General features: G+C 35.4%; 16 protein-coding genes and 1 pseudogene. 10 read left to right on the forward strand and 7 right to left on the reverse strand.

Translation table 11 applies throughout. The features are described 5' to 3' along the window. Positions 1-485: 485 nt before the first annotated feature. Positions 486-1,322, forward strand: coding sequence for a helix-turn-helix transcriptional regulator (locus tag EL17_RS02320; RefSeq protein WP_035069585.1), 837 nt, complete (start codon positions 486-488; stop codon positions 1,320-1,322). 88 nt (positions 1,323-1,410) lie between these two features. Continuing rightward, positions 1,411-1,914, forward strand: coding sequence for a DinB family protein (locus EL17_RS02325; protein ID WP_035069588.1), 504 nt, complete (start codon positions 1,411-1,413; stop codon positions 1,912-1,914). Positions 1,915-2,457: 543 nt separating this feature from the next. On the opposite strand, the gene EL17_RS02330 is transcribed toward EL17_RS02325, so the two are convergent. Further along, complete coding sequence (locus tag EL17_RS02330; RefSeq protein ID WP_035069591.1) at positions 2,458-2,784, reverse strand: reverse transcriptase family protein; 327 nt, start codon at positions 2,782-2,784, stop codon at positions 2,458-2,460. A gap of 204 nt (positions 2,785-2,988) precedes the next feature. On the opposite strand from EL17_RS02330, the pseudogene EL17_RS02335 reads away from it, so the two are divergent. Further along, positions 2,989-3,150: pseudogene (locus tag EL17_RS02335) on the forward strand (helix-turn-helix domain-containing protein); the annotation flags it as partial. Positions 3,151-3,429: 279 nt separating this feature from the next. Here the strand turns inward: EL17_RS02335 and EL17_RS02340 are convergent. Continuing rightward, on the reverse strand, positions 3,430-3,786 hold the full coding sequence (locus tag EL17_RS02340) for a winged helix-turn-helix transcriptional regulator (protein WP_084166096.1): 357 nt from the start codon (positions 3,784-3,786) through the stop codon (positions 3,430-3,432). A 103-nt stretch (positions 3,787-3,889) separates the two neighbouring features. On the opposite strand from EL17_RS02340, the gene EL17_RS02345 reads away from it, so the two are divergent. The 3 genes from EL17_RS02345 to EL17_RS02355 all read left to right on the forward strand — a co-directional run bounded on the left by EL17_RS02345 (position 3,890) and on the right by EL17_RS02355 (position 6,562). Then, entirely contained in the window at positions 3,890-4,636 is a 747-nt protein-coding gene (locus tag EL17_RS02345; protein WP_035069594.1) for an SDR family NAD(P)-dependent oxidoreductase, read from the forward strand. Positions 4,637-5,238: 602 nt separating this feature from the next. Further along, positions 5,239-5,952 carry a helix-turn-helix transcriptional regulator gene (locus tag EL17_RS02350; RefSeq protein ID WP_035069597.1) on the forward strand — a complete coding sequence of 238 codons (714 nt, stop codon included), beginning with the start codon at positions 5,239-5,241 and terminating at the stop codon, positions 5,950-5,952. Positions 5,953-6,016: 64 nt separating this feature from the next. Then, a complete protein-coding gene (locus tag EL17_RS02355; protein ID WP_035069600.1) occupies positions 6,017-6,562 on the forward strand; it encodes a VOC family protein in 546 nt (181 codons plus the stop codon). 177 nt (positions 6,563-6,739) lie between these two features. Here EL17_RS02355 and EL17_RS22460 read toward each other — a convergent pair whose 3' ends face one another. Next, entirely contained in the window at positions 6,740-7,693 is a 954-nt protein-coding gene (locus EL17_RS22460) for a helix-turn-helix transcriptional regulator (RefSeq protein ID WP_051719748.1), read from the reverse strand. A 90-nt stretch (positions 7,694-7,783) separates the two neighbouring features. Here EL17_RS22460 and EL17_RS02365 point away from each other — a divergent pair, with 90 nt between their 5' ends. Next, positions 7,784-8,956, forward strand: coding sequence for an FAD-dependent oxidoreductase (locus EL17_RS02365; RefSeq protein ID WP_035069602.1), 1,173 nt, complete (start codon positions 7,784-7,786; stop codon positions 8,954-8,956). Positions 8,957-8,959: 3 nt separating this feature from the next. After that, complete coding sequence (locus EL17_RS02370) at positions 8,960-9,346, forward strand: hypothetical protein (protein ID WP_035069605.1); 387 nt, start codon at positions 8,960-8,962, stop codon at positions 9,344-9,346. Between the two features lie 782 nt (positions 9,347-10,128). Here the strand turns inward: EL17_RS02370 and EL17_RS23835 are convergent. Continuing rightward, positions 10,129-10,266, reverse strand: a complete 138-nt coding sequence (locus tag EL17_RS23835; protein WP_205623522.1) for a nitroreductase family protein — start codon at positions 10,264-10,266, stop codon at positions 10,129-10,131. Then, complete coding sequence (locus EL17_RS02375) at positions 10,254-10,598, reverse strand: NAD(P)/FAD-dependent oxidoreductase (protein ID WP_035069608.1); 345 nt, start codon at positions 10,596-10,598, stop codon at positions 10,254-10,256. Before EL17_RS02375 ends, EL17_RS23835 begins: the two co-directional genes overlap by 13 nt. Positions 10,599-10,688: 90 nt before the next feature. On the opposite strand from EL17_RS02375, the gene EL17_RS02380 reads away from it, so the two are divergent. Continuing rightward, positions 10,689-11,228 (forward strand): hypothetical protein, encoded by a 540-nt coding sequence (locus EL17_RS02380; RefSeq protein ID WP_035069611.1) that lies wholly within the window; start codon positions 10,689-10,691, stop codon positions 11,226-11,228. Between the two features lie 74 nt (positions 11,229-11,302). Here the strand turns inward: EL17_RS02380 and EL17_RS22465 are convergent, their stop codons facing one another. Both EL17_RS22465 and EL17_RS02390 read right to left on the reverse strand, forming a co-directional pair. Then, complete coding sequence (locus tag EL17_RS22465) at positions 11,303-13,447, reverse strand: zinc-dependent metalloprotease (protein ID WP_051719749.1); 2,145 nt, start codon at positions 13,445-13,447, stop codon at positions 11,303-11,305. Positions 13,448-13,455: 8 nt separating this feature from the next. Beyond that, positions 13,456-13,929 (reverse strand): hypothetical protein, encoded by a 474-nt coding sequence (locus EL17_RS02390; protein WP_035069614.1) that lies wholly within the window; start codon positions 13,927-13,929, stop codon positions 13,456-13,458. Positions 13,930-15,633: 1,704 nt separating this feature from the next. Here EL17_RS02390 and EL17_RS02395 point away from each other — a divergent pair. Then, entirely contained in the window at positions 15,634-15,843 is a 210-nt protein-coding gene (locus EL17_RS02395) for a hypothetical protein (protein ID WP_035069617.1), read from the forward strand. Positions 15,844-15,871 lie beyond the last annotated feature (28 nt).

The following is a 15,871-nucleotide window of genomic DNA, read 5'->3' on the forward strand; positions in this document are numbered from 1 at the left end:
CAGGCATTGGCAAAAAAGCGAGTTCAGTGCTTATTTGAAGCTTTGCGTTTCGTATTAAGTTCACTGCTGATAGACAGCTTAATGTTTAAAATCAGTTACTTAGCCAAGCGCCAAAATGTTCTGCAACATTTTAATAAGTCTTATTGCTAATAAATAAATCTCCCGATATCTTTATTATTATTTTTCTTTATTTAAGTTTATTGACGTTTTCTTAAATAACGGTTGTCTTTATTTAAAATTTACTCCGGCCATGATAATAATGTATGGAGAATAGAATTTCTGGAATATATAGAAAAGCGTTTTAAAATATAAAATACTAGAACCTAAATGGCGGGTGATGTGGATAATTGAACATTTTACTTCGCATCAACTTTTGTGGTGTATTGACAGTTTTGTGCCCCGAAATCCGCCACCGGGTAAAGCACCAAACCGTTGGCAGAAAGTTGAAACAAACAATTATAGAGCTTTATATAAGGTAAAAAGAAGTGCAGAAAATTCAAGAAAACGACATAAACACTATCAGTCTAACTAACTACATTTCTCAAAAACCAGCTCAAAGAAGCAAAATAGTGCTTTCATGCAATTTTATTAATTTTTTAGAGAGAGGTGAGAAGGTTTTGCACTACGCAAATAAAGCAACCGTAGTTAAAGACTCCCATTTTGCGATTCTTTCTTCAAATAATTGCTTGATGACTGAAAAACTCTCCGTTGATAAGGAATATCGAAGCACATTGTTTTTCTTCAACAATGTGCATCTAACAAGTTTTTTTATTAAATATGATTCATTAATTAAAGGAGTATCATTGCAGCAAGAAAAACATGAAGAGCCCTTTTTAGTGTTTATCAAGGATGAGTTCATTGTGAACTATATTGTTTCGCTTAAAATAATTCAGAAAAAATCATCTCTTATCTCAACTCAAATACTGCAACTGAAATTTGAAGAATTAATGCTTCATCTTTTGGAAAAATATCCGCAGCAGATACTGTCTTTTAAAACAAGAACTCAAGAAGGATATTCAGACGTAGAAATACGTAAAGCAGTGGAAAAAAACATTACAAATAATCTCACATTGAGTGAATTGGCTTTTTTGTGCCATACTAGTGTTTCTACTTTCAAAAGAAAATTTGTAAAGCTATACGGTATCAACCCAAGCCAATACATCTTACAACGAAAAATGGAAATAGCGGCATCGTTGTTATTACAAAATGAAAACCCAAGTGAAGTTTTTCATAAAGTAGGCTATGAAAGTCATTCAAGTTTTTCACAATCATTCAAACAAGTTTACGGTATAAGTCCTAAACAGTTCCAACAAAAAAAATGACTATTTCTAAACAGCTTATGAACGATTAGCAACAGTTCAAATGCATGATCTCCTTCTACCTTTGTTTTAAATTTAAACAAAAGGTAAAATGACAAAAAAGTATTTCACAGCATTAGCAAATTACAACATTTGGGCTGACAATTTAAGTATTGAATGGTTAAACCAAATCAATGATGAACAATGGGAACGACCTATTGAAAGTAGTTTTAACAGTATTAGAGCAACTGCAACTCATATTGTAAGTGCGAAAAAAATATGGATTGACTTTTGGACAAAAGCTCCCAATCCTGTTTACCTATCTTCCAAATTTAAAGGCTCAAAAAACGAACTTATTGAGATTTGGAGAAATGCATCAGCAGACTTAAAAAACTTCATTGAAAATTTTCCCGAAGATGATTATGAAAAGCCAATCACGTTTAATTATCCGAATGGACGAGAAGGACAAATGATATTTTGGCAAACATTTCCTCATTTTGTCAATCACGCTACTTATCATCGTGGACAGTTAGTAACCTTGTTACGACAAGCAGGCTTTACTAAGTTTTCTAATACCGATTTGGCTAATTATTTTATGGTTCAAAATAGTTTGTAACCAGCCGGAACAAGAACAACAAATGAAGTAAAAGCCCTACTGCCAGTCAAGTAGACGGCCGTGAGCAATAAGCTCACAGCCTGTCCAGCTTTTTCTGCAAGAGTGCGCCTCTCACACTACCATACGGATGGGCTTCCCGATTTTTCATTGGGAGCGGTTCACTGTATTGTAGGTTGTGTTTTAAGGTAATAGGAATTCGAGCAAAAAGATAATCTTAAAAAGAGGATCCGATACTTATATGCGAGATTCCATGTGGCCTATAAAACATCAATTATATTATTTGAAAGCATCGATTCGTACCCTTTTCTTCTTAGGCGTGACAAAGACATAGTAGTAATCAGAATCGGACTCTGAGCTACCGCCCCTCCCCTTTTTTCCCTCCCCTGCACCTGGCCCCTAGCTAAAATGACCTCTCATGGTCATTTTTTTATGCTCGGTCCTTCCATGTCAAAAAACCCTTTGAGGTCAATATCCACTATGTCCTGATGGCCATGCTGCCCGCCACCCGGCTCCTTCGCTAAAAATATCAAAAGTGACATTTTTTTAGCGCTCGGCCCTATATTTCAGGGATTGTGTCACTGCCTTATGGATGTTTTTCTGAAATCGGAAGGCATAGCTGTATTCCTCGAATGTTAATTCGTATTTGGTCATCAGCACCTGGGACTCCAAGCTATCTTGTTTTTCCTTTTTTCTTGGGCCTCCCCGCTTTCTGGCCCGAAGCTCCCGCTTCGTCCTCCCTCTGATTGGCTTAGGTAGATACTTGTGGTTAAGGATGGACGTGGAAATCCTTTCCCTGTTCTTTTCCAGGTAGGAAAACAGTTCGGTGACTTTCATGCCGTCTGCCCCAGCAGAGCCTTTATTCCGTACCACCTGTCGGTAGGCATTGTAAAGGTTCTTACGGTTAAGTACTTTTTTCTAACATAATCAATCTTTTAACCCTCCCCACATCCCGGCCCCTCACTAAGATGAGGCTGTACCAATATGGTACTCCCCATCGAATTTGGTCGTAATCCAGCGTTCAGTCATTCCTAACCCAGTGAGACCTCTGTAGATCTTACAGACAAGGCAAGAGAAAATAAAAATCTTACACAGGAGCGGCTAGCTGAATTGGTGGATAAGAAAAGAACCTATATTTCAAGGATGGAAAATAACGGTAGCAACCTGACACTAAAAACCCTTTATGAAACTGTTGAAAAAGGATTAGGTGGGAAAGTAAAAATTTCCATTGAAAATTAGAAATGGGAGTACGCGCTATAGAATAAAAAAATATTACGGATTCTGAAAATAAATGCCCATATCCCTATCCCGGCTTAGTCCAAATAAGTTTTAGACGCAATCTTGACATATTATAGTTATATTTTTAGGTAGATTGCGTCTACAACACTTTGCTATACATGCAAGCTGAAAAATTGTATTTTTGAAATAGTTTCACCAAAATAAAGTTTGCTATAAACTTACCTTACTAAGTAAGTTTATAGCGGATAAAAAAGCGTTAGACCTAGAACAAAAGAGCGTTTACTTTCCGATAATTTTTTTTCTGTGCATTTTACCCCATTCTGTCATATTATCTATAATTGTTCCTAATGTTTTTCCGTGTTCGGTAAGTTGATATAGTATCGTCACAGGATGCGTATCTAAAATAGTACGGGTAATCATTTGATTTATCTCTAGCTCCTTTAATTCCTTACTCAGCATTTTGTTGGAAATACCATTTACATCATTTAAAATATCTGAAAATCTTCTTTTATTATAAAAGCAAATGGATGATAGGACCTCTATTTTCCACTTTCCACGCAACACATCCATAGTATCTTGAACAGCCATCATTTCTTCTTTGTGTTCGTTCGGTTTAAAATCTTCACACTCCATCATAAGTTACTTAGTTACTTCAAGGTTACAGTTACTTTTTGTTACTTAATAACAAAAATAAATAAAACTGTTTTAAGTTTGCATATAATCTATAAAAAATTAGAAAATGGAATTCGAAAATAAAAATGTAGTAATTACTGGTGGAAGTACAGGTATTGGGTTGGCAACTGCAAAAGCCTTTATAGAAAAAGGTGCAAATGTATGGATCACCGGAAGAAATGCTGAAAATCTTCAAAAAGCAGCTGCAGAGATAGTCAGCCCACGGTTGAATACAGTAGTTTCAGATACTTCAAATTTAGCAGGTATTGCAGTATTGGAAAAAGCAGTGGCAGCAAGTGGAATTGAAATAGACGTTCTTTTCTTGAATGCGGGAACAGCCGTATTCAATTCTATTGCACAGGTAACGGAAGCGGATTTTGATGCCCAATTCAACACCAATGTAAAAGGAAGCTTCTTTACGTTACAAAAATTACTACCTAATATGAAAAATGGGGGAGCAATATTATTTACATCATCAACTGTAGCAACAGCTGCCAATTTGGGGGCAAGTGTATATTCCGCCACAAAAGGAGCACTTAATAAAATTGCCCAAATTGCTGCTAACGAGTTGGTTGACAGAAAGATCAGGGTAAATATCGTGAGTCCCGGTCCTGTTCAAACAAAAATACTCGACAGTGCAGTTCCTACTGAAGAAGCAAAGGAATATGTAGCTTCCGCCACCGCTTTGAAAAGGGTGGGTAATCCTGATGAAATTGCAAAAACAGTATTGTTCCTAGCTTCCGATATGGCTAGTTTCATTACTGGAACAGAATTATTAGTTGACGGTGGGTACACCAACTATGCCAGAAAATAAATAAGGAATAAATACTATTGAAAACAATAATGCAAAATGCGCAAGAAAGATTTGTCAATCTGTCACTTGTGCATTTTGCATAAAGGCAAGAAAAGCCATCAGGTAGACGAGGTACTGTCTTAAATAGCAAGTAATTTCTTATTCTTAAATTTGTGATAGCGAAAAGCGGCGATTCGTTGCACAAAAGTTCATCTACTGTAGGACGGGCTTTTTAATTTTTCTGGTGGATCCTTTAGATTCAAGCGAAAAAGGGGCTTAGAGTCATCATTATTCATATCTAAAAACAGGGTCTCGATTCCTCGGGATTACCCCGCGCTTAAGGTACCTTGTTCACTTTGATATTATTTTCAAAGGAGTTCAAGAATGCCTGGAATTTCACCCGTTGGGACGGTCAAATGATAGATCTATATTCACCATTCAAGGCACATACATTGTATAAGCGTAATGCAGGGTAAAGTGGTAGAACTGCCCCCTTTTTCTCCTAAGGGCCTTTGTAGTGAGCAGACAGAGAATCGCTCCGATATCCCGCACTATGCTTATATTTGCCCGTTAGCGTAAATTATAACAAAAGCAGTGATTACTAATAGACAAACAGCAATATCGTGATAAACAAAGACATTTCAAGACTATCAAGGCTGATTGCAATTCTAACACAGTTACAAACAAAACGGATTATTACTTCGACAACACTTGCCGAAAAATTTTCCGTAAGTGTTCGGACAATTTATCGAGACATCAAAGTTTTAGAACAAGCAGGAGTTCCAATTTTGGCTGAGGAGGGCAAAGGTTATACCTTGATGGCCGGTTATAAAATGCCACCTATAATGTTTACCGAAGATGAAGCTAACGCTTTAATAACAGCAGAAAAGCTTGTAATGGTGAACAAGGATATATCACTTATAAAAAATTATACCGAAGCCACTGCCAAAATAAAATCAGTTTTGCAAAACAACGCAAAGGATAAAGCAGAACTACTTTCGAAACGGGTTGCATTTTGGGAAAATCCAAACAACAAGGAAGCAACCAGTAACACATTGTCATTATTACAAATGGCTTTAACAAATTTTAATGTCGTAAATATAGAATATCATTCCACCTCCAGTGCAGAATCCACAAAACGAGACATTGAACCTTTTGCTTTTATAAATAATGTTGGGGCTAGTTGGTACCTAATTGCCTGGTGTCGATTACGTAAAGATTATCGGCTATTTAGGTTTGACAGAATTAAGGCATTAGAAATAACTGCCAAAACATTTAGTCCGCATAAAATAAGCTTGGAAGAATATTTGGCACAGTATCGGAAAAATAATTTTTGATACCCCTGACATACATTTGTCATAGACCCCCTTTAGCTTTGCATTATAATTTAAAAACTTTTATATGCAAAGCAACGAAATAAAAAAAGTCAAAACTATTCCTGACAATTATACCTCAATAACTCCTTGGATAATATCTGAATCATCAGCAGATGTTGTCCAGTTTTTAAAGACTGTATTTGAAGCAGAGGAAGTTCCGAATAGCCGGATTCTAAATGAAGAAGGGGCAATTATTCATGTAGTAGTAAAAATCGGAAACGCTATGGTAATGCTATTTGATTCAAAGAAAAACTGGGCTCCCACTCCAAGCTTCCTAAATTTGTATGTAGATGATATTGAAAATACATACCAAAAAGCACTACAGCTTGGAGCTGTTTCCGTTACTGATATTACCTATCTTTGGTTTGGTGAGAAAGTTTGTAGGATAATAGACCCCTTTGGAAACTTATGGTGGATAAACCAGCGCATAGAAGATATTGACTTTACTAAACCTGAAGAAATTGGACAAAGAGCATCAACCCCGGAAGCAACTCAGGGCATAATGTATATTCAAAAATCACTTAATGAAGCATTATTAAGGCAAAAGAAGTTTTTTGAAGACAAATCATAAAAGGGATTAATATAATCTATTAGTGGAAGTAAACTACTGCTAATAAGGTATACGGCCGTGAGCCATAAGCTCACAGCCTGTCCCGCTTTTTTTGCTCTATGCAGTGACTATAAGGGTGAGGCAGTGTTTGGCGTTTTGTGGCAGTGTTTGTTAATATTAAAATGCGATAAAAAGTTCTTAGATTCTATTTTTAACACTCCACTTCTTTGGTTTTAATCCAAAGTGTTTTTCAAATAACCTTCCGAAATAACTCAAATTGCTAAATCCTAATTGATAGCCGACTTCTGAAACTGAGAGATCTTCTTGCATTAATAGTCTTGCTGCATTTTGCATACGCAGATGATTGTAATATTCGTAAATTCCTTTGCCAAAAACTTGTGTAAATATCCTTCTTAGTTTTAGCTCATTCATACCACTGAGTTTTACCAGTTCATCTTTTGCAAGTGGTTTTTCAAGATTTGATTCTATCGTATTTCGAACCAAATAAACCCCATCAATTTCAGCATTGCTAAGGTGGTGGTGTTCTCTTTTTTCTCTTTTTAGTAAATTGCTGAAAAGCAAATAAATAAGTTCAAGTGTTTTTAGCCGATAAAAGGCTTGTGATAAAATGTTTTTTGAAGAGAAATTAGCCAATTGAGCAACAAAATCAGACATTTCAGGTGACATAAATTCTTCTATCCAAAAGGTTTTTTCTACATCAAAAAGATAAGACAATTTATCTGCATCATTTCCAACAAAACGTTTCAGGTACTCCAGTTCGACTAAAATGGTGATTTGCTGTACGTGAACATCTCTAGGAAAAATCACTTCGCTTTCTAAATGCGAAGGCATAATGCTAACATGTGGCTGATTGTTCAAGGCTCTTTTACCAACTGCTTTACCCATTTCTTCCGTAATAAAAATATTTTGAAACGAAATGAGCAATCCTTTTTCTATCACCCCGATTGGTTTTCTTTTATACGCAAAAGTCTGGCTGGCAATTAAGGAGCGAACCATTAGTAACATCTCGGGCATCAAGTCCACAATGCTCAATTGGTTGAAATGCAAAAATTTTATTTCTTCTTCAATAGAAGATAGGGAGAGGCCCAGTTTTTCTGCAAGTCGTCTCATTTCACGCTTTTCATCAAACATAATTTATTGGACTATTATTGGTTTAATTTGAGCTAATTTATCTGAAAATATAAAAATAAATTTGCAGTATAAAATTAAAGTTTAGAAACAATGAAAAAAAATATTGTGATTTCAGGAGGGGGCATTGCCGGATTATCTGCTGCAAAACTATTGAGCAAACAAGGTCATAAAGTGACTGTTTTGGAAAGGGCTGCATCATTCAGTAAATCTGGTTTTCTTATTTCGCTAAAGAGTTTTGGGATTCGTATTATGGACGAATTAGGATTAGCAGAACAATTGCAGCAGGCATCATCACCATCGGAATTTGTAAATTTCAGGGAATCAAACGATACAATTATACAAGGTCTTAGCTATGAGAAAATGAACGAGAACATTGAACGTTCCGTATTGATAACACGAGGCGGACTGCATCACGTTTTATACAACGACCTAAAGCATGAAGTGGATATTCTTTTTTCATCTTATGTTGAAAAACTAACGTATGACGAAAACAAAGTCAAAATCTCACTCAACAACCGAACCGTGTTGGGGGCCGACCTGCTTATCGTTTCGGAAGGGTTACGCTCTACAACAAGACAGAATTATTTTCCCGAAAGTACGGTAGAGGATTTTAATGTGCTTTATATGGGCGGACGCTTGAAAGAGCCTCATTCTTATGAGGTCGGCAAATTCAATATTTATATTGATGTCAATAAGATGCTGTCTATTTATCCCATTGCTTCCGATGAAATAGCCATTCAGTGCTATATACACGACAAAGGAGATCCAGCATCCATTCAAAACAAAGCCAATGAAATACTCAAAACATCTTTTATTGGATACAATGAAAATGTACAGCATTTGTTAGATCGTTTCGTAAATAATGGCCTTATGTTTCTTGATAAAATGGGTATGGTAAAATCACCCAGTTTAGTAAACCGAAATGTGGTTTTGTTGGGAGATGCGGGCTATTGTCCTACAGCACTATCAGGAATGGGAGCATCCTTATCTATTTACGGAGCAAAAGCCTTGGCTCATTTTATTCACGAAAATCCCAATGATTTAAAAACGGCTTGTGCCAATTATGATACGATCATGCAACCTATGATTCAGAAATTTCAGGGAAATGCAAAAAATAATTCGGCGTCATTTATCCCTGATAATGAAGAAAAATTAAAAAGATTTGTCCATTCTTTCAGATCTGCATCTCATGCAGATGTACAAAAAATAATGACTGATCCAATTGTATTAACGGAAGACCAATTGAATTTTAAAATAAATTAAACAATGAATTACAGAAAGATACTTTCCGTTATAGTAGGATTCGGAACGATAGGATTATTGAGTTCTCTTTTTGCCAAGGTACAAGGGTGGTTGTTCGCATCATCTTTGGAAATATTTATCAATCAGGAATTAGGTGCCACCAATATTTCTCAATTTATCATCAAACTTTTGTGTGTCTGGGTTAGCTGTTTTTTAGGGGGAATAGCTACTACAAAGACTGGAGGAAAAGCAAAAGAAAATCTGATAGTAGGGGGTCTGATAATGCTGGTGGTGGGTTGGCTATGGATGTCGGCTGTGAACCCTATCTGGTTTTGGGGATTAATGATTTTAGGTGTTTTACCCTGCGTATTTTTAGGATATAAAGTAACTTCTGCCATGTCTAAAACATAAAACTATTTTAACTGACTATTGAGTAGAGAATAAAAGCACAGCGCTTATATCTCATGATGAAGCATTTGAATTTTAACTAATTATCCTTTCTTTGGCGTTTTCTTTTCTTCATCATCTTATTGGCAAAGTCCTGTTCTTCGTATATGATACGCCCTATTTATTGGACCAAAAATTTCAATTGTTGAATATATTGGTTGGTTTAAAGCTGTTTATCCGTCCTGATAACCTAAGATATCAGGACAAACAGTGTATTTTAATTATGCTACCATATCTACCTGTCCCATATACCTTTCCCCAGATTTCTGTTTGGTAATATGGTCTACCTTTTGGTTAGCGTATGACATGTATTTTTGATCCCTTCCAGCAGCTCAAAACCGTCATCGCAGGGGTTCAGATAGATGTAATCATTCTCGACATGTTTTCCAAAAGCTCCCCTTTCCACTAGGAGATCATTACTGCATTCACTTCAAATTTCTTTGATAGTTCGGACAAGGTCAATGGTTCTTGACGGCTTAAAGAGCCATTTTGGCCTTAAAAAAACTTAATATCTATTATTCAATACCTTTTAAACCATAAAACAACAAAATTCTAATAATATTTAATAAAACAGTGCAATTGCCTTACTTTTTTATCAAGTAGGAAAGCGGCTCTATGATTTCACCTTGGAGCATAGACATGCCGAATACGGAAAACAAATTGTCATTACACTGACACGACAATAGGAAAAGCTTTTTGTTTAAGTCCCTAATAAACTGGAGAGAAATTAGGAGTCAAAGAACGCTTCAATTTACTGATGTTTTTCCGGAAGATGCTGAAAGAATGATGGCGCTAACCGTTCTCTCCAGTTTTTGACCAGAGGCTTTTTTGCTACCGTATTTCTTTGAGGCATACCGCCACTGCATTGCTTCTAATAAATCCATATCCTTTTTAATTCAGCCAGATATTGATGAACTTGGCTAATGGCCATGGAACCTTCACCCACTGCGGAGGCAACACGCTTTACAGAACCTTTTCTTACATCACCCACTGCGAAAAAGCCGGGAATGCTCCCCTCTAGAGGTAGAGGTTTTCTTTGTTCAAAAATGGTGCATTCGGTCATTGAAGCATCCATCACATCTGCCCCGGTCACAATGAATCCCTTATCATCCATAGACACCATTCCATTCAACCATTCTGTACAGGGTTTTGCGCCTATGAAGGTGAATAAGTTGGTTATTCCGATAATTTGGGTTTTCCCCTCAGTATTCAGCACCAGATACTGTAAGTGGTGAGCCCCGTTTAGCTGGACAACATTGCTGTTTTTATAAACAATTCCATAATTGATTCAATTACATGGGATAATATGACTTACTCAGATAGTGACCTCCAAGGAATCTATGAAGTGTTAATGAAGGTTCATTTTCATTTAATATGGACAGATTTAACTAATGCAATACTTTTTAATGACGACCATTACGTTAAGTTCTATGGTTTAAAAAATATTCTAGGATCTAACATATGTGGTGTGGGTAATAGAGGTATTGGAGTGTTGTTTGAGGGCGATATAAACACAATATTTAATTGGTGTATTGATAAAAAACCTTTAGCTCCCTTAAGACTTGCTAAGTTGGTGCCAATCTATGGTGAAAACAATAGTAACTATTCTGAATGGCATCCTTACGCTAAAAAACTTATTGATGATTTTGGTTATATTAAACAGGTTCTAAGTGGCTTAAATGTGAATATGGGTACCTTCTCTTGGACGGGTTCCTTGGTACCACTTTTAGAAGATCAAAAGAGTTTGTTTTTGACCATGCAAAACCATGAAAACCAGCTGATTTCTGAATGGGCTATTGGAAATTTGAATAGCCTTGAGATGCAGATAAAACAAGAACAGAAATGAAGAAAGATATTTGTAATGGATAAACGCTGAAAATTTTAAGTCAGTATAAATGCTTAGAAATCAATTTCATTTGTTCAATGTTGAACAAGAATTTTTCTTTCCTCTTTATCTCCATTATTCAATATTTGAAGTACATATACACCTTGACGTAGATGGTTTGTTTTGAACAGGATTTGCCCATCCACGCTATTGTTTTCTAACTTCGGGTTACCATCTTGATCAAACAATATAGCTGAGAAATTTGGCACTACTATTGTATTTGATTTTACACTTTGAAACTCCATCTTTCCAACCACCATAAACTCATCATCTGCCGGGTTTGGATAAACAGAAAATAAAAAGGGCGAAGAACATCCTGGACTCTGCTCCTCCAGTTCAATCAACCAGGGGCCTTGGTTTCCACATGGCGTTTGGACAAATAGTTCTATGGTTTGTGGGAAAATCTCATAGGGAGGGATGCTTATCATCCATTGATTAGGGGCTGAAATCGGGTTGGTTACAGTCGCGCTGTAACCAGGAGGGAAATACCATTGATAACCACTGATCGGAATATCGCCAAAGTATTCTACAGTATATAAATAATTTCCATGGCAAACTAAATGGTCTCCAATAATTGTAAGTTCATTTTGTGGTATCCCTCCTACAGATATTGATTTAGAAACCTCGACTGTTTCGCATGCAGTAGTAATCATGGCGGTTATAGTTACTTCTCCAAAATTGCCACCAAGCCAAGTTACAGTTGGGGAATCACTATTATCAGAAAAACTTAATGCTCCAGAAGGCGTAGAATCCCAAGATATAGATGCACCTAAAGGAACGTTATTGACTGTAAAAAATTCTGAAAAAGCTGAAGAACATAGGAAGTCTGGACCTGAGATTGTTGAATATACACATTCACATAGGCAATTTGCATTTGCAACGCTATTCCTCATTACATTGCCAGGTTGAAGACCAAAGCCAAGATTAAAATTAATGCCTGGATTTCCTTGTAAATGGCAATAACTCATTATTGTACCCCCACCTGATGGAGTCCCAGGTCTATCACAACTGAAGCAGTCAAATATCTCAGGATCTGGATTTTCCATACAAGATCCACACCCATCAATAGCTGTATCATCTCCGTTCCATACACAGGCATGAGTATGTCGAGAACCGAATAAATGACCAAATTCATGCGCAATAACTTGTACTGTCCAACTATAGTTTGGCACAAACTCGTAGGTGTTAAATAATTGTGAAACGGATAACCTTTCAGAAACATCAGGGTTACAAAGCCCATTAAATCCTGCTGCAAGCCCCCCTCCTATGGATCTAAAGGTCAATAATTGACCCAAATCACCATTAAATGTTGTCCTATTATCTTGGAATTGCTCCAAAAGAACTTGAGTGTCATTAGATTCATATGGATCAGGGGTAGTCCAAACAAAAATCTCTGCAAGAGATGTTTCAATATTCTCATTCTGGTAAAGGGTTGCCACTTGATTATATATTCCAGTTACAAAAAACTCGACTGAGGCAAAACTTCCTCTAGTCTGAAAAACATCTTGTTCAGTTTCAAAATACAAACCCACACAAATACCTTCAGATTGTATAGCCATTTTGGACTGTTTTGCAAGAATTTCAGGATCATAATTTACCCCCCCTTGTTCATGTGTAGCACATTGAAAGTCCATTTGTTCATTTAGATTTTTATCGTTGTAAAAAATGTGTCTCCCACTTTTTTTATCCAATACTAAATTGAAATTACCCTCATCCGTAACTACCAAACCTACCACCTCATTTTCCAAAAAACTGATGGCAACCAAACTATTTGGATTGTCTTTTACAACTCCCCTATAATGTTTAATATTTTGATTAGGAAAAAACCTACTCCCATCACTCGTCTCAATTTGATAATTGTAGAATGAGGATTGTACTTCTAGTAATTCCAATTGAAGTTTACCAGTTTTAAGTGGTATATCCAATAAAATGAAATTCTCCAAATGTGTTAACACTGTGTCTTCAAAATGAAGAACTTCTACTTTTTCAGGATTCCCAAAGTGTTTGAACATCATCTTTTCACCAGAAACTTGTGAAAAAGCAGATGAAGCCACCTGAACTTCGATTCCTTTGGCTTTAGTTTCCTGAATGGTCTTGTAAATTAGATTCTCTTGAGCAAAAACGAAATCTTGGCTTAATATAAAAATAATCAGGAGTAATAAACAGTAAATTTTCTTCATAATAATATCTATTTAATCCTAATAAAGAACAAAGTTGGCCCATCTAAGGATGCCAAATTTAAAGTCAAACTGCTATTTTCAATATTACAAGGCCAACTTAAATTGCCTTTTTTCAAAATGGGGTAACCATTTTCATTGGAAGAAGCCGAAGTAAACTCATAAGAATACTCTCCAGAAGCATGGTTTTCATCTCCAGTATCATTAGTTACTTCCAATAACCCATCCTCTTTAAACTCGTAAATAATATTGTTACAGGAATAGTCATTAATTCGAATTTCCCCATCAATCATCCTGAATCTTTCCTCTTTTACTAATTTCCATTTTCCAATGACATCATCATCTGGACCATTCACTGATTCAATTCGACATTTTAAATCTTCTTCAATAGTATCCACTTCCTGACAAGATCCAGTTAAATTCATTACGATTAGCACAAATATGAAGAACATCCATTTTTCTAATCTTATTCCTATGTTTTTCATAATTTTTACAATTTTAGAATACTCAATTTCGAACTTAAAGAGCCACCAAATATAATACCTTCTTATTCAATTGATTAATCACATATTGCAATTTAAAGAAAATTTATAATAAATCATATACTTATATTAGAAAAGCAGATTCCTATAATATTGAGAAACATCAATAGTTTCCATCCTAATTTAAAACTACTCTAAATGATATTGGCAGTGATAAAACCTTAGGAGTGGGACAAATTATTATTTTGAATAGAACAACATTTGACGACCAATTGATATCAAAAGTATCAACAATTAAATTAAGTATTTTGACTATAGAAGTAAATAACGAAGATAAAAGGGCATCCAATAAACGAGTAGACGGCAAAGACACCTGAAGGAGAAGGACAAAATAAGTCGAGACTGGTGATAGTTAGTTTCTTTTCTAATGTCTTATTGATAGTTTTGCACGCTTCAATTCGAGCGAATCCAATTTCATTATTCGAACTATAAGTTGAATATTGACCCTTTCTCAAAACGTAGTTGTAACCCCTAGCTTTTGGGCTTTACTGCTTATGCTTTCAATATATGATTACATCATTATTTTTTGAGAAATAGAAGCGGAAATTTTATATTGCAGTATATCTGAACCCTACTTATATAATAAACATGGACGATTTCATTTTAAATTCAAACTAAATAACACAACTTTTCAACAAGTAAAATTTGCTAAGAGACAAGTACTGACACTGTTTGCTCTCTATCCATAGGTTAATTCATTTAAGACTCAATTAAATCTAATTATCTTAGTTTTTTCAAAATCATTTTTTTTCAATCCCCTCGGATTTTTTATTGCCCCCTTTCCTTTTTTCTGACACTTCATTTAATGTAATTGAAGACTTTTTTTTACAGCCTCTTTGTTATCGGAAAATGTATTATCCTTCATTAAAACCTCTCCTGATTCTAGGTTTTGAAAACTACCAAATTTTAACTCAATCTCTTGATATAGATTGTTTAACATATCTACATCATTAGAAAATCGGTTCGAAATCTTGATAGTTGAGCCCAGTGAAGAAAATTCATATCTAAACTTCTTATGGTCATCTATATGTAAAATAAATGGCCTGTAGTATGTATCCCAATGCTACAATTCTCCCTTTTTATCTTCCCAAAAAGCAAATGCCATTATTTCTGCTTTGATATCAGCAACAACATGGAGTTTTTCTTAGTTTAAAAATTTTTCCAAATAACGATAAATACCATACGCCCACAATGCCAACATATTGCTATCAAAACTATCGAGTTTCTCCTTTAATTTATCCTACTCCATGAATCCTTGTAATTAAATCCTTAAACCCTACCCTCTTTCAAAACAAAGTTATATAAATTAACTTATCCTTCCATCTCTAAAATACTCCCATTGATAAGTGACCCATTCATTAAGGAGAGCTGTACTCTATATCCTAAAAATAATAAAGGACGCCTCGAATAATAAAACGTCCCATTAACCGTGAAAAACCTCAATTTACATTTTAATAGAAATTAACTATTTCGAAGAAAGTAGGGGACTATTTCATCCTTTTTAATCCAAACTTTTAAAATCTATTTTGTAAATTTGTTTTATAGTTATTGGGGTTTTGGCTAGAAAACAACCCCTTGCGAGTTCGCAGTGTGATAAATTCCCATCCCCTCAGCCTTTTTTTGTCATTGTACAATTAAAAAGCTGGGATGAGAAAACAAATTCAAACATCAAAATACAGTGAGGTTGAAAGAGGGTTTGGCCGGAAACATGATATTACTATAGAAGAAGTTAAAGCCTGCAACGCTTTTGCCAATTTTTCAGATATAGAGGTGCTGGAGATAATTGAAACCATCAAAAGTTTCACAACAATCGTTCATGATTGCTACCAGAGAAAAAAACTTTACCTCAAACGATAAGAGCAGATGGAGGTATAATTATTTTGTC

Origin of the sequence: Anditalea andensis, assembly GCF_000714815.1 — a bacterium.
Lineage (GTDB): Bacteria > Bacteroidota > Bacteroidia > Cytophagales > Cyclobacteriaceae > Anditalea > Anditalea andensis.

Bases quoted from the DNA above. Each gene is read 5' to 3' on its own strand.
- EL17_RS23835 (WP_205623522.1), bottom strand. From the start codon at position 10,266: ATGGATTTATTAGAAGCAATGCAGTGGCGGTATGCCTCAAAGAAATAC.
- EL17_RS02380 (WP_035069611.1), top strand. From the start codon at position 10,689: ATGACTTACTCAGATAGTGACCTCCAAGGAATCTATGAAGTGTTAATG.
- EL17_RS02325 (WP_035069588.1), top strand. From the start codon at position 1,411: ATGACAAAAAAGTATTTCACAGCATTAGCAAATTACAACATTTGGGCT.
- EL17_RS02355 (WP_035069600.1), top strand. From the start codon at position 6,017: ATGCAAAGCAACGAAATAAAAAAAGTCAAAACTATTCCTGACAATTAT.
- EL17_RS22465 (WP_051719749.1), bottom strand. From the start codon at position 13,447: ATGAAGAAAATTTACTGTTTATTACTCCTGATTATTTTTATATTAAGC.
- EL17_RS22460 (WP_051719748.1), bottom strand. From the start codon at position 7,693: ATGTTTGATGAAAAGCGTGAAATGAGACGACTTGCAGAAAAACTGGGC.
- EL17_RS02345 (WP_035069594.1), top strand. From the start codon at position 3,890: ATGGAATTCGAAAATAAAAATGTAGTAATTACTGGTGGAAGTACAGGT.
- EL17_RS02340 (WP_084166096.1), bottom strand. From the start codon at position 3,786: ATGATGGAGTGTGAAGATTTTAAACCGAACGAACACAAAGAAGAAATG.
- EL17_RS02365 (WP_035069602.1), top strand. From the start codon at position 7,784: ATGAAAAAAAATATTGTGATTTCAGGAGGGGGCATTGCCGGATTATCT.
- EL17_RS02390 (WP_035069614.1), bottom strand. From the start codon at position 13,929: ATGAAAAACATAGGAATAAGATTAGAAAAATGGATGTTCTTCATATTT.
- EL17_RS02395 (WP_035069617.1), top strand. From the start codon at position 15,634: ATGAGAAAACAAATTCAAACATCAAAATACAGTGAGGTTGAAAGAGGG.
- EL17_RS02370 (WP_035069605.1), top strand. From the start codon at position 8,960: ATGAATTACAGAAAGATACTTTCCGTTATAGTAGGATTCGGAACGATA.